At 63.9% G+C, this 20852-nt stretch carries 19 protein-coding genes and 3 tRNA genes; 13 read left to right on the forward strand and 9 right to left on the reverse strand.

Features of this window, described 5'->3' with window-relative positions; genetic code table 11:
* Positions 1-595: 595 nt before the first annotated feature.
* The 3 genes from AC4HIX_RS20080 to AC4HIX_RS20090 all read left to right on the forward strand — a co-directional run bounded on the left by AC4HIX_RS20080 (position 596) and on the right by AC4HIX_RS20090 (position 3753).
* A complete protein-coding gene (locus AC4HIX_RS20080; protein ID WP_475052804.1) occupies positions 596-1597 on the forward strand; it encodes a DctP family TRAP transporter solute-binding subunit in 1002 nt (333 codons plus the stop codon).
* A gap of 102 nt (positions 1598-1699) precedes the next feature.
* Positions 1700-2377, forward strand: a complete 678-nt coding sequence (locus AC4HIX_RS20085; protein WP_490400267.1) for a TRAP transporter small permease — start codon at positions 1700-1702, stop codon at positions 2375-2377.
* On the forward strand, positions 2377-3753 hold the full coding sequence (locus AC4HIX_RS20090; RefSeq protein WP_475052801.1) for a TRAP transporter large permease: 1377 nt from the start codon (positions 2377-2379) through the stop codon (positions 3751-3753). The genes AC4HIX_RS20085 and AC4HIX_RS20090 overlap by 1 nt, the downstream gene beginning before the upstream one ends.
* Positions 3754-3860: 107 nt before the next feature.
* On the opposite strand, the gene tpiA is transcribed toward AC4HIX_RS20090, so the two are convergent.
* From tpiA to AC4HIX_RS20110, 4 genes are all read right to left on the reverse strand, one after another.
* Complete coding sequence (gene tpiA / locus AC4HIX_RS20095) at positions 3861-4610, reverse strand: triose-phosphate isomerase (protein WP_490400268.1); 750 nt, start codon at positions 4608-4610, stop codon at positions 3861-3863.
* A gap of 139 nt (positions 4611-4749) precedes the next feature.
* Positions 4750-5109, reverse strand: coding sequence for a HesB/IscA family protein (locus AC4HIX_RS20100; protein WP_490400269.1), 360 nt, complete (start codon positions 5107-5109; stop codon positions 4750-4752).
* 142 nt (positions 5110-5251) lie between these two features.
* Complete coding sequence (locus AC4HIX_RS20105; protein WP_490400270.1) at positions 5252-6457, reverse strand: glycerophosphodiester phosphodiesterase family protein; 1206 nt, start codon at positions 6455-6457, stop codon at positions 5252-5254.
* Positions 6458-6560: 103 nt separating this feature from the next.
* Positions 6561-6923, reverse strand: coding sequence for an SUF system Fe-S cluster assembly protein (locus AC4HIX_RS20110; protein ID WP_027237183.1), 363 nt, complete (start codon positions 6921-6923; stop codon positions 6561-6563).
* A 255-nt stretch (positions 6924-7178) separates the two neighbouring features.
* On the opposite strand from AC4HIX_RS20110, the gene AC4HIX_RS20115 reads away from it, so the two are divergent.
* Complete coding sequence (locus AC4HIX_RS20115) at positions 7179-7940, forward strand: hypothetical protein (RefSeq protein ID WP_490400271.1); 762 nt, start codon at positions 7179-7181, stop codon at positions 7938-7940.
* A gap of 49 nt (positions 7941-7989) precedes the next feature.
* On the opposite strand, the gene AC4HIX_RS20120 is transcribed toward AC4HIX_RS20115, so the two are convergent.
* The 3 genes from AC4HIX_RS20120 to rimK form a co-directional block, all read right to left on the reverse strand.
* Positions 7990-8268 carry an NfeD family protein gene (locus AC4HIX_RS20120; protein WP_475052791.1) on the reverse strand — a complete coding sequence of 93 codons (279 nt, stop codon included), beginning with the start codon at positions 8266-8268 and terminating at the stop codon, positions 7990-7992.
* Positions 8268-9158 carry an SPFH domain-containing protein gene (locus AC4HIX_RS20125; RefSeq protein ID WP_475052789.1) on the reverse strand — a complete coding sequence of 297 codons (891 nt, stop codon included), beginning with the start codon at positions 9156-9158 and terminating at the stop codon, positions 8268-8270. The genes AC4HIX_RS20120 and AC4HIX_RS20125 overlap by 1 nt, the downstream gene beginning before the upstream one ends.
* A 245-nt stretch (positions 9159-9403) precedes the next feature.
* Positions 9404-10810, reverse strand: a complete 1407-nt coding sequence (rimK, locus tag AC4HIX_RS20130) for a 30S ribosomal protein S6--L-glutamate ligase (RefSeq protein WP_475052787.1) — start codon at positions 10808-10810, stop codon at positions 9404-9406.
* A 69-nt stretch (positions 10811-10879) separates the two neighbouring features.
* On the opposite strand from rimK, the gene tgt reads away from it, so the two are divergent.
* The 4 genes from tgt to lon all read left to right on the forward strand — a co-directional run bounded on the left by tgt (position 10880) and on the right by lon (position 16689).
* The gene (gene tgt, locus AC4HIX_RS20135; protein WP_490400272.1) at positions 10880-12010 is read left to right on the forward strand and encodes a tRNA guanosine(34) transglycosylase Tgt; all 1131 of its coding nucleotides are present in this window, start codon (positions 10880-10882) and stop codon (positions 12008-12010) included.
* A 138-nt stretch (positions 12011-12148) separates the two neighbouring features.
* Positions 12149-13234 carry an alkene reductase gene (locus tag AC4HIX_RS20140; protein WP_490400273.1) on the forward strand — a complete coding sequence of 362 codons (1086 nt, stop codon included), beginning with the start codon at positions 12149-12151 and terminating at the stop codon, positions 13232-13234.
* Between the two features lie 139 nt (positions 13235-13373).
* Positions 13374-14033 carry a hypothetical protein gene (locus AC4HIX_RS20145; protein ID WP_490400274.1) on the forward strand — a complete coding sequence of 220 codons (660 nt, stop codon included), beginning with the start codon at positions 13374-13376 and terminating at the stop codon, positions 14031-14033.
* Positions 14034-14277: 244 nt separating this feature from the next.
* On the forward strand, positions 14278-16689 hold the full coding sequence (gene lon / locus AC4HIX_RS20150; protein ID WP_490400275.1) for an endopeptidase La: 2412 nt from the start codon (positions 14278-14280) through the stop codon (positions 16687-16689).
* Positions 16690-16900: 211 nt separating this feature from the next.
* Here lon and AC4HIX_RS20155 read toward each other — a convergent pair whose 3' ends face one another.
* Positions 16901-17956 (reverse strand): Glu/Leu/Phe/Val family dehydrogenase, encoded by a 1056-nt coding sequence (locus tag AC4HIX_RS20155; RefSeq protein WP_490400276.1) that lies wholly within the window; start codon positions 17954-17956, stop codon positions 16901-16903.
* 132 nt (positions 17957-18088) lie between these two features.
* Here AC4HIX_RS20155 and AC4HIX_RS20160 point away from each other — a divergent pair, with 132 nt between their 5' ends.
* From AC4HIX_RS20160 to AC4HIX_RS20170, 3 genes are all read left to right on the forward strand, one after another.
* Positions 18089-18544 (forward strand): Lrp/AsnC family transcriptional regulator, encoded by a 456-nt coding sequence (locus AC4HIX_RS20160; protein ID WP_058287997.1) that lies wholly within the window; start codon positions 18089-18091, stop codon positions 18542-18544.
* A gap of 123 nt (positions 18545-18667) precedes the next feature.
* Positions 18668-18742: transfer RNA gene (locus AC4HIX_RS20165), tRNA-Val, on the forward strand.
* 115 nt (positions 18743-18857) lie between these two features.
* The gene (locus AC4HIX_RS20170; RefSeq protein WP_490400277.1) at positions 18858-19427 is read left to right on the forward strand and encodes a histidine phosphatase family protein; all 570 of its coding nucleotides are present in this window, start codon (positions 18858-18860) and stop codon (positions 19425-19427) included.
* Positions 19428-19445: 18 nt separating this feature from the next.
* Here AC4HIX_RS20170 and AC4HIX_RS20175 read toward each other — a convergent pair whose 3' ends face one another.
* Complete coding sequence (locus AC4HIX_RS20175; protein ID WP_490400278.1) at positions 19446-20150, reverse strand: hypothetical protein; 705 nt, start codon at positions 20148-20150, stop codon at positions 19446-19448.
* A gap of 209 nt (positions 20151-20359) precedes the next feature.
* Here AC4HIX_RS20175 and AC4HIX_RS20180 point away from each other — a divergent pair.
* Together AC4HIX_RS20180 and AC4HIX_RS20185 are read left to right on the forward strand one after the other, a co-directional pair.
* Positions 20360-20435, forward strand: a tRNA-Val gene (locus tag AC4HIX_RS20180).
* 203 nt (positions 20436-20638) lie between these two features.
* Positions 20639-20715 (forward strand) — tRNA-Asp (locus AC4HIX_RS20185).
* The last annotated feature ends 137 nt before the right edge of the window (positions 20716-20852 follow it).

Genomic DNA, 20852 nt, shown 5'->3' on the forward strand with positions numbered 1-20852 from the left:
GGGGCGGGGGGCGGCCGGGGGTCGCAAGCCCCCATGTCCGCTGAAGCCTTCGGTGCGGGACGCCCCTGCACCCGATGAAGAGGTGGTCTTGGGGGTCCTGTGATCTCCTGGTCGGTGCGGGGTGTCAGTCCGCACCGGTGTCGCGACGGGGGCAGTATTGCAGCGCGGGGTTAAGGACCGGAAAGCGGGGCGTGCGGTGGGCGTGCAACACCCCGGCTGTGGCGTTCCTGGGTCAGGCTGGACGCCCCCCTTTCGGCGGCAAAGCCGCCTGCCGGGCAGCGGGACGGGAGTATTTCGGGAAAGATGAAAGGGCGGCGATTCCCTTGCAGTTCTGTCGGGCGCTAACATTTGTGCGGATTTCCGCACAAAGCCGGAAGCACCTTGTGCGGGATTTCGCACAGCTTTTGATCCGCTTCGCCAAGCTGCATCCAGAGGCCGGTGTAACCGACTGTCAAATCGCGGAAATCCCGGACGGCGGGTGATTCCCGAATCAAATCTTGAGCGGCTTTCCGCAACTTGTGATGCTCTGAGCGGGCTTCAGCCATGCGCTGAGGGCAACATAGAATTTTCTGATGATTTTTCTGGGAGGAAAGACATGAAATTCCTGACCACTGCTGCAACCGCACTGGCACTGGCCGTTTCCGCAGGCGCCGCAAGCGCGGCCTGTGACGACGGCGAGATCGTGGTGAAATTCAGCCACGTCACCAACACCGACAAGCACCCCAAGGGGATCGCCGCGTCGCTGCTGGAAAAGCGCGTGAACGAGGAAATGAACGGCACCATGTGCATGGAGGTCTACCCGAACTCCACGCTGTACAACGACAACAAGGTGCTGGAAGCGATGCTGCAGGGCGACGTGCAGCTGGCCGCGCCGTCCTTGTCGAAGTTCGAGAAGTTCACCAAGCAGTTCCGCCTGTTCGACCTGCCGTTCATGTTCAAGAACATCGAAGCCGTGGATGCCTTCCAGGCGTCCGAGACCGGCCAGGAGATGCTGAACTCGATGCAGCGCCGCGGCCTGCAGGGTCTGGCCTACTGGCACAACGGCATGAAGCAGATGTCGGCCAACAAGCCGCTGGTGGAGCCGTCGGATGCAAACGGGCTGAAGTTCCGCGTGCAGTCCTCTGACGTGCTGGTGGCGCAGATGGAAGCGATCGGCGGCTCGCCCCAGAAGATGGCGTTCTCCGAAGTTTACGGCGCGCTGCAACAGGGTGTTGTGGACGGGCAGGAAAACACCTGGTCCAACATCTATGGCAAGAAGTTCTTTGAGGTGCAGGACGGTGTGACCGAGACCAACCACGGCGCGCTGGACTACCTGGTGGTGACTTCGGTCGACTGGCTGGACAGCCTGGAGCCGGAAGTGCGCGATCAGTTCCTGACCATCCTCAAGGAAGTGACCGCCGTGCGGAACGCTGAATCCACCAAGGTGAACGGCGAGGCCAAGCAGGCGATCATCGACGCCGGCGGCGTGGTGCGCGAGCTGACCCCTGAGCAGCGCGCGGCCTGGGTCGAAGCGATGAAGCCGGTCTGGGAGAAATTCGCAGGCGACGTCGGCCAGGAAAAGATCGACGCGGCGCAAGCCATCAACACCGGCCTGTAATCAGCGCCTTTCCGGGGTGCCCGCGCGGGCGCCCCGTATCCGCAGGCGGCGCGGGGATCCGCCGCCTGCACCCTTACTTTCCGCAAAACTTGGGAGGCAGCCATGGCGGGGTCCAGAACCGGCCCGAGCGGGCTTATCAACTCACTCGAAGAAACCCTGATCGCGCTCCTCCTGGGGCTGATGACGGCGATTACCTTTGCCAATGTGATCGCGCGGTTTGTGTTCAATTCCAACATTCTGTGGGCGCTGGAGCTGACGGTGTTCCTGTTTGCCTGGCTGGTGCTTCTGGGCGCGGCATATGCGGTGAAGACCCATGCGCATCTGGGGGTGGACGCCATCGTCAACATGCTGGCGCCCGGTGCGCGCCGCGCGGTTGGCCTGTTTGCCGCCGGCTGCTGCATCGTGTTTTCGCTGCTGCTGTTGAAGGGCGCCTATGACTATTGGGCGGTGTTTGCCGACCTGCCGCCGACCTCGGGCCGCTGGTTCCCGACCGGGTTCGACATGAAGGCCCGCAGCCAGAGTTTCTATGAGGTGCAGGACGTGCCGATGGTGGCGGCCTTCAAGTTCCTGGAAGACCTGATCAACTACGGCGACTCCTACGAAAAACTGCCGAAGGTGGTGCCGTATGTGGTGCTGCCGGTGTCGATGCTGCTCTTGGTGTTCCGCTTCATCCAGGCGGCGTTCCAGATTGCCCGCGGCGAGGCGGACCGGCTGGTCGCCAGTCACGAAGTTGAAGACGAAATTGCAGAAGTGCAGGCGCAGCGCGGGGAGCATGACTGATGGAAGTGGTAATCCTCTTTGCGATGGTGATCGGCCTGTTGCTGATCGGGGTGCCGATTGCGGTGTCGCTGGGCCTCAGCTCCACCATTTTCCTGCTGATCTATTCCGACAGCTCGCTGGCCTCGGTCGCAGGCACGCTGTTTGAAGCCTTTGAGGGGCATTTCACCCTGCTGGCGATCCCGTTCTTTATCCTGGCTTCGTCCTTCATGACCACGGGCGGCGTGGCGCGGCGGATCATCCGCTTCTCCATCGCTTGCGTGGGCCATCTGCCGGGCGGTCTGGCGATTGCGGGGGTGTTTGCCTGTATGCTGTTTGCGGCGCTGTCCGGGTCGTCGCCCGCAACCGTGGTGGCCATCGGCTCCATCGTGATCGCAGGCATGCGGCAGGTGGGCTACACCAAGGAGTTCGCGGCGGGCGTGATCTGCAACGCAGGCACCCTGGGCATCTTGATCCCGCCGTCGATCGTGATGGTGGTCTATGCGGCGGCGGTTGAGGTCTCGGTGGGGCGGATGTTCCTGGCCGGTGTCATCCCGGGTCTGCTGGCCGGTCTGTTCCTGATGGTCACCATCTACGTGATGGCCAAGGTCAAGAACCTGCCCAAGGGCGAGTGGAAGGGCTGGGGCGAGATCATCACCTCGGGCCGCGAGGCCGGCTGGGGCCTGTTCCTGATCGTGATTATTCTGGGCGGCATCTATGGCGGCATCTTCACCCCGACTGAGGCGGCGGCGGTGGCGGCGGTCTATGCCTTCCTGATCGCCTCCTTCGTCTACAAGGACATGGGGCCGCTGTCGAACGGCGAGGGCGCGGCCAAGACGCCGCTGATCAAGAAGCCCTATGCGCTGGTCACGGCCTTCTTCCACAGCGACACCAAGCACACGCTGTTCGAGGCGGGCAAGCTGACCGTGACTCTGCTGTTCGTGATCGCCAATGCGCTGATCCTGAAGCATGTTCTGACCGATGAGCAGGTGCCGCAGCATATCGCCAATGCGATGCTGTCGGCGGGCTTTGGCCCGGTGATGTTCCTGATCGTCGTCAACGTGATCCTGCTGATTGGCGGCCAGTTCATGGAGCCGTCGGGCCTTTTGGTCATCGTCGCACCGCTGGTGTTCCCGATTGCCATCGAGCTGGGCATTGATCCGATCCACCTGGGCATCATCATGGTGGTGAACATGGAGATCGGCATGATCACCCCGCCGGTCGGCCTGAACCTGTTCGTGACTTCGGGCGTGGCGGGGATGCCGATGATGGGCGTGGTCAAAGCGGCGCTGCCGTTCCTCGCCGTGCTGTTCGTGTTCCTGATCCTGATCACCTATGTGCCCTGGCTGTCCACCGTGCTGCCAAATGCGGTGATGGGGCCGGAGATCATAACGAACTAGGGTCGCACCCGACGAAAGAAAACGGCGCCTGGATTTCCGGGCGCCGATTTGCGTCTCTGGCAAAATTCTTCGAAGAATTTTGCCAAGAAAATTCGAATTTTCTTGGCTCAGGCCGCCTCAAGTGCGGCGATGATCGGGGAGAAATCCGCGGCCTTGAGGCTGGCACCGCCCACAAGCGCGCCGTCGACGTTGGAGACGGCAAAGATTTCCGCAGCGTTCGAAGGCTTGACCGAGCCGCCGTAGAGCAGGCGGAAGCCGTCTGCGGTCTCCGAGCCGAAGCGGGCGGTGAGTTCGGCGCGCAGGAAATCGTGGACTTCTGCAATCTGTTCCAGGGTCGGCACCTTGCCGGTGCCGATGGCCCAGACCGGTTCATAGGCGATCACGGTGTTGACGCCAGTAGCGTTCGCAGGGACGGAGCCGTCCAGCTGGGTGCCGGCAACCTTCAGAGTGTCACCGGCCTCGCGCTCTGCCAGGGTTTCGCCGATGCAGATGACGGCGGTGAGGCCCTCTGCGATGGCGGCCTCCGCCTTGGCGCAGACCTGCGCATCGGTCTCGCCGTGGTCGGCGCGGCGTTCGGAGTGGCCGAGGATCACGGTGGAGGCGCCTGCGTCCTTGAGCATGGCGGCGCTGAGGTCGCCGGTGTGGGCGCCGGAGGCATTTGCGTGGCAATCCTGGCCGCCGATGGCGACAGCGCTGCCCCGGGCAGCGTCCGCGGCGCGCGACAGCAGGGTTGCCGGGGGGCAGATCAGGATGTCTGCGGCCGGTGCCGGGTGGCTTTCGGCCAGGGCCGCCAGTTCAGCCAGGCTTGCGCCGGTGCCATTCATCTTCCAGTTGCCTGCTGCCAGTTTCCGCCGCATGGGGGTGCCTCCGAATGTCCTGTTTGGGCGTGAGTGGTAGCACCGGCAGCGCAGCGGCGCAATTCGCTTGGAGGGTGAGCGGCGATGCAAAAAGGGCGGGGAAGACCCCGCCCGCTGGTTTCGCCTGGACTGCGCCGGTTCAGCTGCCGGGCTGTTCCTTGAAGGAGATCGACTCGCCGCAGCCGCAGGCCTCGGCCACGTTGGGATTGTTGAATTTGAAACCGCTTTCCAGCAGCGTCACCTCATAGTCGATTTCGGTGCCGAACAGGAACATCTGCGCCATCGGCGCGATCAGGATGCGGGCGCCGTCCTGTTCCACAACCTCGTCGTTGGGTTCCGGCTCGTCGACATATTCCATGGTGTATTCCATGCCAGCACAGCCGCCTTTCTTGACGCCGATGCGCAGGCCTGCGTGGCCGTCCTTGGCCATCAGCCTGGCGATCTGCGCCGCCGCCTTGGGGGTCATGGTCACGGCCTGCTTACCGGGAATGCCGAACATGGGTTTCTCCTTGAGACTTATTCCCTATCTAGGGCCGGTGCTGCGGCGGCTCAACCCCGCAAACGTCCTGGCAGAGGCATAACATATATCCCGGGTGCGGATTTAAAAGGGGCGGAGCGGCGGTTCCGCGCGCAGCCAGCTGTTACAGCCCCATGCAATTAGCGTAATAGGTGACGGTGGCGGGCCAGTCGGAGAACACCCCCTCGACGCCCGCGTCCTGCGCCAGCACATGCAGCAGCTGGTAATAGAGGCCATCATTGAGAGGCAGGGCGCTGAGGGATTGGAAGTACCAATCGCCGTCCTGTACCGGGCCGGAGCGTTCCAGCGTCCAGGTGATCAGCCGCAGACCCGCCGATTTGGCGGCAAGGGCATAGGGTGAGGGGACGATTTGGCCGTCCCTGACCGTGACCAGCATCCAGAGCGGCGGTGCCAGATAGGTGACACCCTGGGCCTTCAGCGCAGCGAAGTCATACTGGAAGGTGTCCGGATCGGTGTGGTCGAAGCGCTCCAGCCGGTAGCTGGCGTCCAGCAGCACCGCCTGACGTCCGAACTCCGGCGCGTGTTCGATCCAGTAAAGAACATCCTCCAGACGGAAGCTTTGCAGCCAGACGTCCTGGGGCGGGATGCCGGCGGCCTTGTATTCATCCACCAGCTTCTGGGCGAAATCCTGCTGCGTGAAGCCGTTGAAGGGCATCGGCACCGCCGGGGCCTTGAGCTCGGGCATGAATTTGGTGCCGAGGCGCTGGAACAGGGCGATTGAGTCCGCATGGGTCAGGGGCCGGGCACCGCCGGCGTAAAGCGTGCTGCGCCAGGCGGGCAGGCCGCCCCTGTAGTCTTCTGCCCTGACCGCCGAGGGATTGGCGCTGTCCATTTTGGGGGTCAGGGTGCGGAACTCCTCCAGGGTCAGTTCGGAGGTGCGGCATTCGGCGCGGGCGGGCGCGGTGCCTGCTGCCGGTGTAAAGGGCTGGATACAGCGGTCTGCCAGCGGGGAGGTCAGGATGTCGGTGGTGCGGTGCAGGTCGTTTTGCGCGTGGCGGCAGACCAGTTCCAGATCGCGGGTGAAGGTGACGTCGCATTCGAGGATGCCCGCGCCCATGGCAGCGGCGGCGCGGTAGCTTTCGGCAGTGTGTTCGGGGAACATCAGCGGTGCGCCGCGGTGGCCGATCGAGAAATCCGTGCGCTTGGGGGTCTGGCCTGCACAGGACCTGAGCTTGTCCTTGAGCGCGCCATCGGGCAGCTGGCTGATCAGGTAATCCGGGCGCGGGCCATAGCTGAGCGCCGGGGGCTCTGCCGGGCTTGCGGCGGGCGGCAGGAACAGGGCTGCGGCGAGCAGCAGGGCAAGGCGCATGGGGCGGCTCCGGATCAAGGGCTGCCGCACTTTAGGGCCGCTTGCGGGGAAATGAAAAGGCCCCCGCCTGTGCAGGGGCCGGATCCGGGTTCGGTCTTCGGGCTTACATGAAGCCCAGTTCCAGCCGGGCTTCGTCGGACATCATCTCCATGCCCCAGGGCGGTTCCCAGGTGAGCTGCACGTCGACGCTTTTGACGCCGGGCACCGGCGACACCGCATCGACGATCCAGCCGGGCATCTCGCCCGCCACCGGGCAGCCCGGCGCGGTCAGGGTCATGATGATCTTGACGTCGTTCTCGTCATTGATGTCGATCGTGTAGATCAGGCCCAGCTCGTAGATGTTCACCGGGATTTCCGGGTCATAGACGGTGCGGCAGGCCTCGGCCACGGCCTCGTACAGCGGGTGGCTGACAGAGGAGGGCGCGATCAGCGGTGCGCCTTCGAGCGGTTCGGAAGGATTGGTCATGATGGTCCCGGTCTGATTTTCCGACGATTTATATAGGAAATGTGCGGCCCGGCGTCCAGAGGCGGCGCGCGCCGCTGCGGGAATGTTCTGCCCGTCCCCTTTGCCCGCCTTTGCGCGGGAACGTTTGATTTGACGGGATTCTGCGCTAAATCGTTGCTCCCCCATAATGATTTTTGACAGCTGCCTGGACGCAGCGGCCGGATCTCGCGTGCCGGCCGTACGGTGGAGTCTGGCAGGAACGGGGGAGGGAGAGCGATGCCGAAGCCGACCGCGCCCGCACGGGCCGCCGCGACTGCTGCGCTGCTGCTTGCCGCGCTGCTGGGGACCGCCGCCGCGGCCCAGGACCTGAGCGGCTGGCGGTGGCAGCTGACGCCCTTTGTGCTGGCGCCTTCGGTGGAGAGCACGACAGAGCTGGGCCGGGCTGCCGGGGATGTGTCGTTTGATGCAAGCGATGTGTTCGATCAGCTGCAGGCGGGCGGAATGCTGCAGTTCGAAGGGGTCCACAGCAGCCGGTTCGGATTCCGGCTGCGGTATGCGCTGCTGGATTCTGACGCCATCGGCAGCAGCGCCGGAGGCGATCTGCCGGTGACCTATGATCAGAACGTGGCGGAAGCGGTGGTGACCTATAGCTTCGGGCGCGGGCGGGACAGTTTCGAGCTGTATGCGGGCGCGCGCCATTGGGATGTGGACGTGATTGCCAGCCTGCCGGCGGGCGGCACCCTGCGCCGGGGCGCGGAGTGGACCGATCCGGTTGCCGGGCTGCGCTGGCAGCGCCGTGTGTCGCCGGAGTTCAGCATCCTGCTGGAAGGCGACATCGGCGGGTTCGGTGCCGGGTCGGATCAGAGCTGGTCGGCGATGGGCGGGCTGGTCTATGACCGCTGGGAGCGCGCGTCGATCTATGTGATGTACCGCGGCCTGGGGGTGGACTATGAGGAAGGCACCCGCGGCACCAGCAGTTTTTTCCGCCATGATGCGGTGACCCATGGCCTGCTGGCGGGCATCGGGTTCAGGTTCTGAAGCCGGGCCGCAGCGTTGCGGCCAGACCGTTCAGGCTTTGCGTGACCGTTCAGTCGTTGATGTCGTGGTCGAAGGTTTTGACCTGGCCTTTGGGCAGCGCAAACAGCCGTTTCAGCAGCAGCCACGCGGCCAGAGACAGGCCTGCAAAGATCAGCAGCAGCAAGGGCAGGCCCCAGCTGCCGCCGGAAACGAGCAGCAGCAGCGCAACCGCGGCGGCGCCGATGGCAAAGCCCAGGAAGACAAAGCCCGGGGCGAGGATTTCGAGGATGCCCAGCACCAGCGCTGCCGCCCCCCAAACCCACCAGAGAGTCCAGAAGCCGTCTGCCATCACTTGCTTCCTTTCAGCAGCTTGAAGGCATCGCCAAAGGCCTCCAGCGCGTGGGCCGGCACGACGATGGTCTGCTTGCCGTCGCCGTTCCCCAGCGCATTCAGCGCCTCGACCTGTTTCAGGGCGACCTGGTACTGCGCTGCCTCCAGCCCGTTGTCGCGGATCGCCTGGGCCACGACACCGGTGGCGTAGGCTTCGGCGTCGGCCTGGATGCGGCGGGCCTTGGCGGTCTGCTCGGCGGCGTAAAGCTCGGCGTCGGCGGCCAGTTCAACGGCGCGCTTCTGGCCCTCAGCCTCAGTCACCTGGGCGCGGCGGGCGCGCTCGGCGTTCAACTGCTGCAGCATGGCGTCGCGGGTGGCCTGATCGAGGTTCACATCCAGGATTTCAGCGCGGGTCACTTCGATGCCCCAGTCATCCACCGCGCTTTCGACGCTTTCCTGAATGCGGGAGATCAGCTGGGCGCGGTTCGATTGCACCTCGTCCAGATCCATCTTGCCGATCTCGGCGCGCACGATGCCGGCCACGGTGGTGGCGATGGCGCCATCCACGTCGCGGATCCGGTAGACGGTCTTTTCCGGTTCAAGAATGCGGTAAAACACCGAGGTGTCGATCTGCACCAGCACGTTGTCCTTGGTGATCGCGTCCTGGGTGGCGTTCGGGAGCTGGCGCTCCAGGATCGAGATCTTGTGGCGCACCGCATCCAGCAGCGGCACGATGAAGTTGATGCCCGGACCCAGCACCGAATGCAGCCGGCCGAAGCGTTCGACCACGAACTTCTGCGACTGCGGCACGATGCGGATGCCCTTGAGCGCAATGATGACCAGCAGGAGGGCGCCCAGCAGATAAAGGAGATTGCCGGACAAAAGGTCGAGGATCAGATCTTCGTTCATGAAAAATTCCTTTGGTTGGTCAGCGGGAGGCAGCAAGGGGGGCGGGCGCGGAGTGCGCAGCCGGTTCCGGCGGCCTGCCGGGCAGGAGCCGTGCGCCGGATGCCTTGGCCGTGTTCAATGATACGAACTGTTGTGTGCAATGGTATACAAATGGGTTCCGCCAGTCCCGTATTCAAGAGCTTTCAGGTGCATATGACGCCTTGCGGCGCAGGCTGGCAAGCCCGGATGGGCCTGCCTTGCGGTCCTTAGCTGCTGGTGGGTTTCAGGCGCCGCAGCGGAGCGGGGCGGACCCGGTTCTCGATCTCGGCATAGATCAGCCCGGCGATGTTCTTGGAGGACGTCTTTTCGATCCCTTCCAGCCCGGGGGAGGAGTTCACCTCCAGCACCTTGGGGCCGGTTTCCGAGCGCAACAGATCGACGCCCGCGACGTTGAGGCCGAACGCTTTGGCCGCGCGGACCGCGGTGGCGCGCTCCTCTTTGCTGATGCGGACCGTCTCGGCGCTGCCGCCCAGGTGCAGGTTGGAGCGGAAGTCCCCATCGGCCCCGGAGCGTTTCATAGACGCCACCACCTTGGAACCGACCACCAGACAGCGGATATCCACGCCCGCGGCCTCCTTGACGAACTGCTGCACCAGGAAATTGGCCTTGAGGCCGCGGAACGCGGTGATGACGCTTTCGGCAGCCTTCTTGGTTTCCGCCAGCACCACGCCCTTGCCCTGGGTGCTTTCCAGCAGTTTCACGATCAGGGGCGCGCCTCCGACAATCTGGATCAGGCTGCCGGTGTCCTTGGGAGAGGCGGCAAAGGCGGTGGCGGGCATGCCGATCTTGTGGCGCGCCAGGATCTGGTGCGCGTGCAGCTTGTCGCGGCTGGCGGTGATGCCTTCGGACCCGTTGACGCAGAAGGTTCCCAGCGTCTCGAACTGGCGCAGCAGCGCGGTGCCGTACTGGGTGACAGAGGCGCCGATGCGCGGGATCACCGCGTCATAGCGGGGCAGGCGCTTGCCGTCGTAATGGATTTCCGGCGCCAGCGCGTTCAGCGCCATGTAGCAGCGGGTGGTGTTGATGACCTCCACCGTGTGGCCGCGGCTTTCGCCTTCTGCCACCAGGCGGCGGGTGGAGTAATTGTCCTCGCGGCTGAGCACGGCAATGCGCAGGGCGCGCTTGGGGGCGGATTTGCGGATGTTGGCGGAGGTATAGACGGAATAGTCCAGGGCAGGCTGGCACATGCGCTCGCCGGGGACCACGGTCACGTTCTCGGTCAGCGCCTGACGGCCCAGCAGCATGTGTTTCGCCATGCCGCGCCGGTCGGTCAGGGTCAGTTCCACCGGCCAGGACTGGCCTGCGATTTCCAGCGCGGTCTCGATCACGAAGCGCATTTCGCTTTCGCCATTGGAGGACGTCACCTCGCGCCGGTCCTTGATCAGGGCAGAACAGGGGATTTCCAGGTCGTACTGGCCGGGGATCGGATGCACCATGAAACGCACCTTGGGGGCGCTGGCCGGGCCGAATGTCTCTATCCCGGTGGCGTGCAGCGAAGAGGTGCGGGCGCCGGTGTCGACCTTCACGCGCAGGGCTGGCAGGCCGAGGTCCGGCAGGCTGACCCATTCCTCCCAGCCGAGTTTCAATTGCGGTGCAGGGTCGGCTGTGGACATGGGCTTGGCTCCTTGGCATTAGGGGGAATCACCGGTGGGCCGGTTTGATAGTAACGGCAGGAATACGAGATGGCAGAGCTTTTCAACTTTGAACTGAAGGCAACCGACGGCAAAGCGCGCACGGGGGTGATCGACACGCCGCGCGGCGAGATCCGCACGCCTGCCTTCATGCCGGTTGGCACTGCCGCTACGGTCAAGGCGATGATGCCGGAAAGCGTGCGCGCGACCGGCGCCGATATCCTTTTGGGCAATACCTATCACCTGATGCTGCGTCCGACGGCGGAGCGGATCGACCGCCTGGGCGGCCTGCACAAGTTCATGAACTGGGAGCGGCCGATCCTGACCGACTCCGGCGGGTTTCAGGTGATGTCGCTGGCCGGTTTGCGCAAGCTGACCGAAAAGGGCGTTACCTTCAAATCCCACATCGACGGCTCCCGGCACGAACTGACTCCGGAACGGTCGATGGAGATCCAGCGGCTGCTGGGTTCCGACATCGTGATGTGTTTCGACGAATGCCCGGCGCTGCCTGCGGACCGCGACCGGATTGCTGAGTCGATGCGGCTGTCGATGCGCTGGGCGGAGCGCTCGCGCGAGGCCTTCGGGGACCGTCCCGGCCATGCGCTGTTCGGTATCCAGCAGGGCGGGCTGGAACAGGATTTCCGCGAGGAAAGCGCCGAGGCGCTGAAGAACATCGGCTTTGACGGTTATGCGGTCGGCGGCCTGGCGGTGGGCGAGGGGCAGGAGGCGATGTTCGGCTGCCTCGACTTTGCGCCGGACATGCTGCCCGAGGACAAGCCGCGCTATCTTATGGGTGTGGGCAAGCCCGACGACATCGTCGGCGCAGTTGCGCGCGGCATCGACATGATGGACTGCGTGCTGCCGTCGCGGTCGGGGCGCACCGGGCAGGCGTTCACCCGCTATGGCGTCGTGAACATCAAGAACGCCCGCCACCAGGACGACCCGCGGCCGCTGGACGAGCATTGCAGCTGCCCGGCGTGTTCCAATTACTCCCGCGCCTATCTGCACCATGTGTTCCGCAGCAACGAGATGATTTCGGGCATGCTGCTGACCTGGCACAATCTGCATTACTTCCAGGAAATCATGGGAGGAATGCGGGAGGCGATTGTCGCCGGAACCTTTGAGGCCTGGCAGAAGGACTTCCACGACACCCGCGCGCAAGGCGATATCGAGCGTTTGTGAACGGGTACAGTTGAACAGTCACTGTGCGCTGTTGAGCAGCTGTTCCGGCTGATGCACCGTTGAAAGCACGAGGCGGAGTGCTCAGGTCATTGCGGCAACGTTCCTGTTGCTGGACACTTTGACCGGAGGGACATCCCCGTGAGCCAAGAATTGTTTTCCGCCAGCACTGCTGGTGCAATCGAGCTGCGTAACCGCGTTGTCATGGCGCCGCTGACCCGCAACCGGGCCGACGATGAAACCGGCGAGGTGCTGGACATGCACGCAGAATACTATGCCCAGCGGGCTGGTGCCGGTCTGATCATCACCGAAGGCAGCCAGATCAGCCCTGAGGGCAAAGGGTATATTCAGACTCCGGGCATTCACACGGCGGCGCAGGCCGCGGCCTGGCGCAAGGTGACGGATGCCGTTCACGCCAAGGGCGGCAAGATCGTTATCCAGCTGTGGCATGTCGGGCGGATCACCCATGACTCCCTGCTGCCAGAGGGCACCACAGCAGTGTCCTCCACCGATACCGCGGCAGAAGCTCAGACCTTTACCCATGAAGGCTTTGTGCCGACCTCCAAGCCGCAGGCGCTGAGCGCGGAAGACATCCAGCGTGTGATCGCCGACTTTGTGCAGGCCGCGAAATACGCCAAGGACGCGGGGTTTGACGGTGTCGAGCTGCATGCGGCCAACGGCTATCTTCTTGAGCAGTTCCTGAAGGACGGTGTGAACACCCGCACGGACGCCTATGGCGGATCCCCGGAAAACCGCGCCCGCATCGTTTTCGAGATCCTCGACGCGCTGCAGACGGTTTGGGAGGCTGGCCGCATTGGCCTGCGTCTGTCGCCGTTTGCCACCTTCAACGATGTGTCCGACAGCGATCCCGTGGGTCATTACACACCGCTCATCGAGCGTCTGAACGGCTATGGCCTCGCCTATTTGCACATGGTTGAGGGCGAAACCGGCGGCGGCCGGGACGGGGATTTCGACGCCCTGCGCAAGCTCTATACCGGTACCTACATGGCCAACAACGGCTATGACCGCGAAACCGCGCTGGCGCGGACGGCCTCAGGGGAGGCTGACCTGGTGGCCTTTGGCCGCCCCTTCATCGCCAACCCGGATCTGGTTGAGCGGCTGGCAGCAGACGCGCCGCTGAACGAAGGCAATCCGGACACCTTCTATGGCGGCGGAGAGGAAGGCTATACCGACTACCCTGCGATGGAGCGGGCGGCGGCTGAGTAGACCGCTTCCGCTTTGATCGGAGGCTGGCGGCCGGGCAGCAAGCCCCCGGCCGCCGTTGCCGATCTGGCGGGTTTCGCGCGCCTGTTCACCGGTTGTGAAGACCTGCCCGCTACCCTCGCGCAAAAGCGGGGAGAATAGCATGACCTGTTTGCGCGCAGCGGCTCTGGCGGTTTTGCTGGGCAGCCCTTTGGCGGCTCAGGCACAGACCGACGGTAGCGTGAAGTCTCCCGGATCGCTGGCCGAGGCATCGGGTTTCTTTAAGGCGCCGCCAATTGATGGCTGCACCATCACGCTGGAGGAACTGGTAAAGGGCAAGTCCAGCGCGCTGCGCGGGCGCTGGATCCTGCGCAAGGGGCCGGGAGAAATGGGGCTGGTCTCCGCAGGGCGTGTCGAAATGCTGCCGGTGCCGCAGCGCAGCGGCGAGGTCTTGTCGCTGGATTTCAGGAACGGCCGGCTGATGGCGGGTTCGCCTGCGCTGGGCTTCATGCCTGTTGCGGTTGAGGACCGTGCGCCGCCCGCGCCGGGCAGCGGCCTGCGGGCCGAAAGCGCGGGCCGCGGCGATCTGCCGGATGACGCGGAGGTGTTTTTCGATGAAATCGCTCTGGGACCCTTGGCCTGCGGCCCGGATCAGCTCTTGCGGCTGAACATCGAAGGCGCGCAGGACAGCGGGACGGGGCATGTGCTGCGCCAGTCCTACCGGCTGTTTCTGATTGATCAGTCGCGGTTGAGCGGCACCTACAGCGAGACTGGCGCGGCGGGCCGCATTGAGCGCGGCCTGGTGACGCTGGAGCGGCGCTGAATGCCGGTTTGCGCCACGCCGACGATCCGTTCCGGACGCATCTCAGTGCGTGTTAGCGCTTTGCTCACCCTTCGGTCATTTGCGCCTTGTGGTCCGGCCGCGGTGCGGGCAAGGTGGGGCCAACCAAGCGGCGGGCAGGTTGAAAATCCTTAACCATCCCCCCAGATAAAGACATCCAATGAGGAGACGCGCCAAGTGCTGCCGGGACCGGGGCCGGGCCGTCTTGCCAAGCAAAGGACCGAGTATGCAAGAGCCACTCAATTCCTCCTATCCCGTGCTGCCGCTGCGCGACATTGTGGTTTTCCCTCACATGATCGTGCCGCTGTTCGTGGGCCGGGAAAAATCGGTGCGCGCCCTGGAAGAGGTGATGGCGGACGACAAGCAGATCCTGCTGTCCAGCCAGATCGACCCTTCCGAGGACGATCCTGAAACCGATAGCATCTACACCACCGGCGTGCTGGCCAATGTGCTGCAGCTGCTGAAGCTGCCCGATGGCACCGTCAAGGTGCTGGTCGAGGGCCAGACCCGTGTGAAGATCACCGAGTTCCTGGAAAACGACGACTATTTCGAGGCCAAGGCTGAAGAGCTGGCGGAAATGCCCGGCGACGTCACCACCACCGAGGCGCTGGTGCGCACCGTGGGCGACGAGTTCGAGCGCTATGCCAAGGTGCGCAAAAACATCCCCGAGGAAGCGCTGTCTGCCGTGGGCGAGACCGCCGAGCCGGCCAAGCTTGCCGATCTGGTGGCGGGCCACCTGGGTATTGACGTGGACCGCAAGCAGGAGCTGTTGGAGACGCTCTCTGTCAGCGAGCGGCTGGAGAAGGTCTATGGCCTGATGCAGGGCGAACTGTCGGTTCTGCAGGTCGAGAAGAAAATCAAGACCCGCGTCAAATCCCAGATGGAGAAAACCCAGCGCGAGTACTATCTGAATGAGCAGATGAAGGCCATTCAGAAGGAGCTGGGCGACGGCGAGGAAGGGGCCGGCGAAATCGCCGAGCTGGAAGAGAAGATCGCCGCCACCAAGCTGTCGAAAGAGGCGCGCGAAAAGGCCGATGCGGAGCTGAAGAAGCTCAAGAACATGTCGCCGATGTCGGCGGAAGCGACCGTGGTGCGCAACTATCTCGACTGGATGCTGTCGATCCCGTGGGGCACCAAGTCGCGCGTGAAGAAGGACCTGATGAAGGCGCAGGAGATCCTCGATGCGGATCACTATGGCCTGGAGAAGGTCAAGGAGCGGATCGTCGAGTATCTGGCGGTGCAGCAGCGTTCGGCCAAGCTGAAGGGTCCGATCCTCTGCCTCGTCGGGCCTCCGGGCGTGGGTAAGACCTCGCTGGGTAAATCCGTGGCCAAGGCGACGGGCCGTGAGTTCATCCGCATTTCGCTGGGCGGCGTGCGTGACGAGTCCGAGATCCGCGGCCACCGCCGCACCTACATCGGCTCGATGCCCGGCAAGATCATCCAGGCGCTGAAGAAGGCGAAGACCACCAACCCGCTGATCCTGCTCGATGAAATCGACAAGATGGGCCAGGATTTCCGCGGCGACCCGGCCTCGGCGATGCTGGAGGTGCTGGATCCGGAACAGAACAACACCTTCATGGATCACTATCTGGAGGTCGAATATGACCTCTCGAACGTGATGTTCCTGACCACCTCGAACAGCTACAACATGCCGGGTCCGCTGCTGGACCGGATGGAGATCATTCCGCTGTCGGGCTACACCGAGGATGAAAAGCGCGAGATCGCCAAGCAGCACCTGATTTCCAAGCAGGTGAAGAACCACGGCCTGAAGGCCAAGGAGTTCGAGCTGACCGAGGACGCGGTAACCGCGATGATCCGCACCTACACCCGCGAGGCGGGGGTGCGGAACCTGGAACGCGAGATCGCCAAGGTGGCGCGGAAATCGCTGACCAAGATCGTCAAGAAAGAGACCGACAGCGTGACCGTCACGCCGGAGAACCTCGACGATTTCCTGGGTGTGCCGAAGTACCGCTTCGGCCTGGCCGAGAAAGAGGATCAGATCGGTGTTGTCACCGGCCTTGCCTACACATCCGTCGGCGGCGAGCTGCTGTCGATCGAGGCGCTGCGCCTGCCGGGCAAGGGCCGGATGAAGACCACCGGCAAGCTGGGCGATGTGATGAAGGAATCGATCGAGGCGGCCTCGTCCTACGTGCGCTCTGTCTCGCCGAAACTGGGCATCAAGCCGCCGAAGTTCGACCATTGGGACATCCACGTGCACGTGCCGGAAGGCGCGACGCCCAAGGATGGCCCGTCGGCGGGCCTGGCCATGGTGACCTCCATTGTGTCGGTGCTGACGCAGATCCCGGTGCGCAAGGACATTGCCATGACCGGCGAGGTGACCTTGCGCGGCAATGCGCTGGCGATCGGCGGCCTCAAGGAGAAGCTGCTGGCGGCGCTGCGCGGCGGCATCAAGACGGTGCTGATCCCGCAGGAGAATGAAAAGGACCTGCCGGAGATCCCGGACAACGTGAAGGAAGGCCTGGAGATCATTCCCGTCAGCCATGTGTCCGAGGTTCTTGAGCACGCGCTGGTGTCCAAGCCTGAACCCATCGAGTGGGATGAGGAGGCCGAAGAGGCCGCCGCGGCGAAAGCGGCGCTGAAAGGATCCGGCGAGGGGGCAGGCGCCACCGCGCACTGATCCGCTGATCTGCGAGCAAGAAATGGAAAAGGGCGGTCCGAGGGGGCCGCCCTTTTTAAGTGTTCTCTTCCGTTCTGGCCCTTCTGTCCGGGGCTTTTTGTTCGCTGCTGCACAAGCCAGGGAGCTTGGGCGGTCCTCCCGCCCGTCGCCGGATGCGCCAGGGCGCACCCGCTCCCGTTGGGCCCGGCAGCTTAGGTAACGGCAGGGCCGGTCAGGCGGCTTTGCTGGCCTTCTCCATCTTGGCTTGCACGGTGGCAATGGCCATTTCCGCCGGGCTCACGTCCGCCGCTTTTGCTTGGGTCAGGATCGCCGCCATGGTCTCATCCAGCGCCGTCAGCTTCTCAGCGACAAAGCCCTCGCGGTCCTTGATCTTCTGGATCTCGGTTGCGACGTTGATGATGCCGCCGCCGTTGGCTACGAAATCAGGCGCATAGAGGATGCCGCGGGCGTGCAGCGCTGCGCCGTCCTCAGCCGTTGCCAGCTGGTTGTTGGCGCCGCCTGCGACGATATCCGCCTTCAGCAGCGGGATGGTCTGAGCGTTCAGGATGCCGCCGATGGCGCAGGGGGCAAAAACATCTGCCTCGGCGCCATAGATCTCTGCCAGCGGAACGGCCTTGGCGCCGAACTCTGCGATCGCCTGCTCCACGCGGGCCTCGTCGATGTCGGTGACGACCAGCTTGGCGCCGGCTTCATGCAGGAACTGGCAGAGGTACCAGCCGACGTGGCCGAGGCCCTGGACAGATACGGTGACACCCGCCAGGTCGCGGCTGCCGTGCTTGTGGGCACGGGTGGTGCGGATCGCGTTGAAGATGCCGCGTGCGGTGATCGGCGAGGGGTCGCCGCTGGCGAACTCGCCATCCGCCAGACCGGCCACAAAGCGGGTTTCCTCTGCAAGGATCGCCATGTCGGCCGGGCTCATGCCCATGTCCTCGGCGGTGATGTAGCGGCCGTCCAGACCTTCGATGGCGCGGGCAAAGGCGCGCAGCAGGTCCGGCGTCTTGTCCTTGGCCGGATCGCCGATGATCACCGCCTTGCCGCCGCCCAGGGTCAGACCTGCCGCGGCGTTCTTGTAGGTCATGCCTTCGCTGAGGCGTTTGACGTCGGTCAGCGCTTCCTCTTCGCTGGCGTAGGGGCGCATGCGCAGGCCCCCGGCTGCCGGGCCCAGCTGGGTGGAGTGCACGGCAATGAAGCCCAGGAGGCCAACGGACGGCTCCTCGACGCGGTAAATCTCTTCATGGCTGCTGGATGCGACGGCAGTCACTGTCATTTGGTTTGATCCTCCTAAACCTACCCGGATAATAGCGGGCCGGCAGCGCCGGTTTTCACCAAAAAGCTGTGCGGGATTCTGCCATTTTGGTGGTAACCTCCATCAAGGGTGTCACATTTAGGGAAAACCTCCATGGATTCGATAGACCGCAAGATTGTCGCCGCGCTTCAGCGAAACGGGCGGCTGAAGATATCGGAACTCTCCGGCATGGTCGGGCTGTCGCCCACGCCCTGCGCGCGCCGGGTGGCCAGCCTGGAGGAGAGCGGGGTCATCAGCGGCTATTCGGCCCGGGTCGACCAGGCCAAACTGGGGCTGCCGGTCACCATCTTTGTGGCGGTGGAACTGGACAGGCAGTCCACCGAAGCGCTGAGCGCCTTTGAAAACGCGGTGCGCCGTTTCGATCAGGTGATGGAGTGCTATCTGATGACCGGCACGCGGGATATACTGCTGCGTGTGGTGGCGGAGGATCTGCCGGATTTCGACCGCTTTCTGGAGGACAAGCTGATGCGGGTGCCCGGCATCCGTAACACCCGCTCCAGCTTTACCCTGCGCACGATGATCCAGCGGGATGCGCTGCCGGCCTGCTGAGCGGTTTATGGAGCCGTCCGCGTTCAGCCGCGGCCGCGCACAAAGAAAATGCAGGACAAGGGCAAAAATCTTCTGCCGGCCCTCTTGCAGAGCCCGCATGCGGCCGTTAAAAGCCTGCCTCACGGGTGATTAGCTCAGTGGTAGAGCGCTTCGTTCACATCGAAGATGTCAGGAGTTCAAATCTCTTATCACCCACCATTTTTTAGGAAAGGCGCTCCCTGCAAAGGTCGAGCGCCTTTTCTCGTTTCCGGGGTTTCGCTGCTGGCTGCTTGGGGCTACCAATTTGCCTGAGGAACCGGGCAAGGGGCGCGTCATGCAATTTCCGAAAATCTGGCTGCTGCGGCATGGGCAGACCGTGTGGAACGCTGAGCGGCGCATCCAGGGGCAGCTGGAATCACCGCTGACGCCGCTGGGGGTTCAGCATGCCCGCCGGCAGGCAGAGCTGATGGTGCCGGTGATGGCGCAGAGCCCGGCCTGCTACGCTTCGCCGCTGGGGCGGGCGCAGCAGACGGCGGATATTGCCCTGGGCGGCGCGCCGTTTGTGACTGATCCGCGTCTGGCCGAAGCATTTGCCGGAGATTTTCAGGGCATGACGCTCGGGGAAGTTGCGGCGCAATACCCGGAGATCCACGGGGTGAACCCGCACAATCTGGACCTGTTCTGTGAAGCGCCAGGCGGCGAGGGCTATGACAGTTTCCATGGCCGTATCCTGGACTTCATGCAGTCGCTGAGCGGGCCGTCGGTGGTGGTGGCGCATGGGCTCTTGGGGCAGGTGATGCGCGGCATCGTCTGCGGGCTCAGCCGCGACCGGATGGCGGCGCTGCCGAACGGGCAGGGCTGTGTCTATGTTCTTGAAAACGGGGTGGAGACCGTTTTGCAATAGGGAGAGGCTGCCGGGCGGTCAGAGGCCCGGCACCTTGGCAAGCAATCCGCGCCAGCCGAAGGTGGTTCCGCCGCTGGGGCCGAATCCAACCTTGAGACCGGCACCAACAAAAGCCCGGGTGTCTGACAGCGGGCCGGCCTCGTAATCGAGCAGGCCTGCTTCGCCATAGAAACTGGCGCGTTCGTTCAATTTATAGCCGATGTTCAGCGCCAGCCGGGCGACTTGGGCGCTGTCCAGGTCGAGAAAGTCGGCTTCGGCGCTAAAGCGGACATTGGAACCGGCGTCCTTGTGCAGGGCAAGGCCGAACAGGGACGCGGATTCGCCGTCTTCCTCCCCGTAGGCCGCGTAAGCCTCGGCAGTGAGACTGCTGAAGCCGTGCCGGACTTCCAGCCCGTAGAAATCGAGGGTGCTGTTTTCCAGTTCCTCATTGCCCAGAAAGGCGCCCAGCGTCGTGGTGCTGGTGGCATGGTAGAGGCCGTGCAGTGTGGCATTGTACGCGCTGAGATCGCGTGCGTTGAAGTCATAGAGGCTGAGGTCCAGCTGAGTGCCCAGGCTGGGGCTGAACCCGGCTTCGAGGCTGCCGCGCAGGGTGGTGCGGGAGATACCCGTGTCTTGGGTGAAGGCGGACCAGGACAGATCCGCAGTTCCGCCTGTGATTTCTATCGCTTGGGCGGTGCTTGCCAGCGCCTGCACCGACAGGAGCGCAGCTATCATGTGCTTCATGCTGATTTGCCTCGAGAAATCCTGGACCTGCCGGCCGACGTGCGTTTCTGTAGAGTTTCGGGCGCGGGCGGGGCAAGGACCCGCTGGCCATAGAAAGGAGGCAGAGCAGGGGTGTTGGCAGGCCGCAACACCGGGCGGCACGCCGGTTGGAAATTTTTGGCAAAAGCCTCTTGCACTGTCCGGCAGCTTTGTCTAAATCCCCGCTCATCGGGTCGTTAGCTCAGTTGGTAGAGCGCTTCGTTTACACCGAAGATGTCGGGAGTTCGAGCCTCTCACGACCCACCATCCCCCCCCCCTCCCTGTTCTGCCTGGAAGATTGCCCGTGCCGCGGCGTGGCTGCAGTGTTTTTCCAACTGTTTCAATGCGTTGCGGGGCGTGGGTCATTTTTTTCCGGGAAAGTTCCGAAAAAGGCAAAACACGGCTTGACGGCTTGGGGGGCTGGGAATATTACAGCCCAACATTCAGCAGCGATGCTGGATGTGCAGCGGGCGGTTGTAGCTCAGTTGGTTAGAGTACCGGCCTGTCACGCCGGGGGTCGCGGGTTCGAGCCCCGTCAACCGCGCCACTGCTGCACCCCTTCCCGGGGTTTAACAGGGACCGCCCCGGAGGGGATCTGGACCGGAGACGGTCCGCCGCAAGGCGAAAATGCGGTTGTAGCTCAGTTGGTTAGAGTACCGGCCTGTCACGCCGGGGGTCGCGGGT

The sequence above is a fragment of the Leisingera sp. genome (assembly GCF_982940295.1).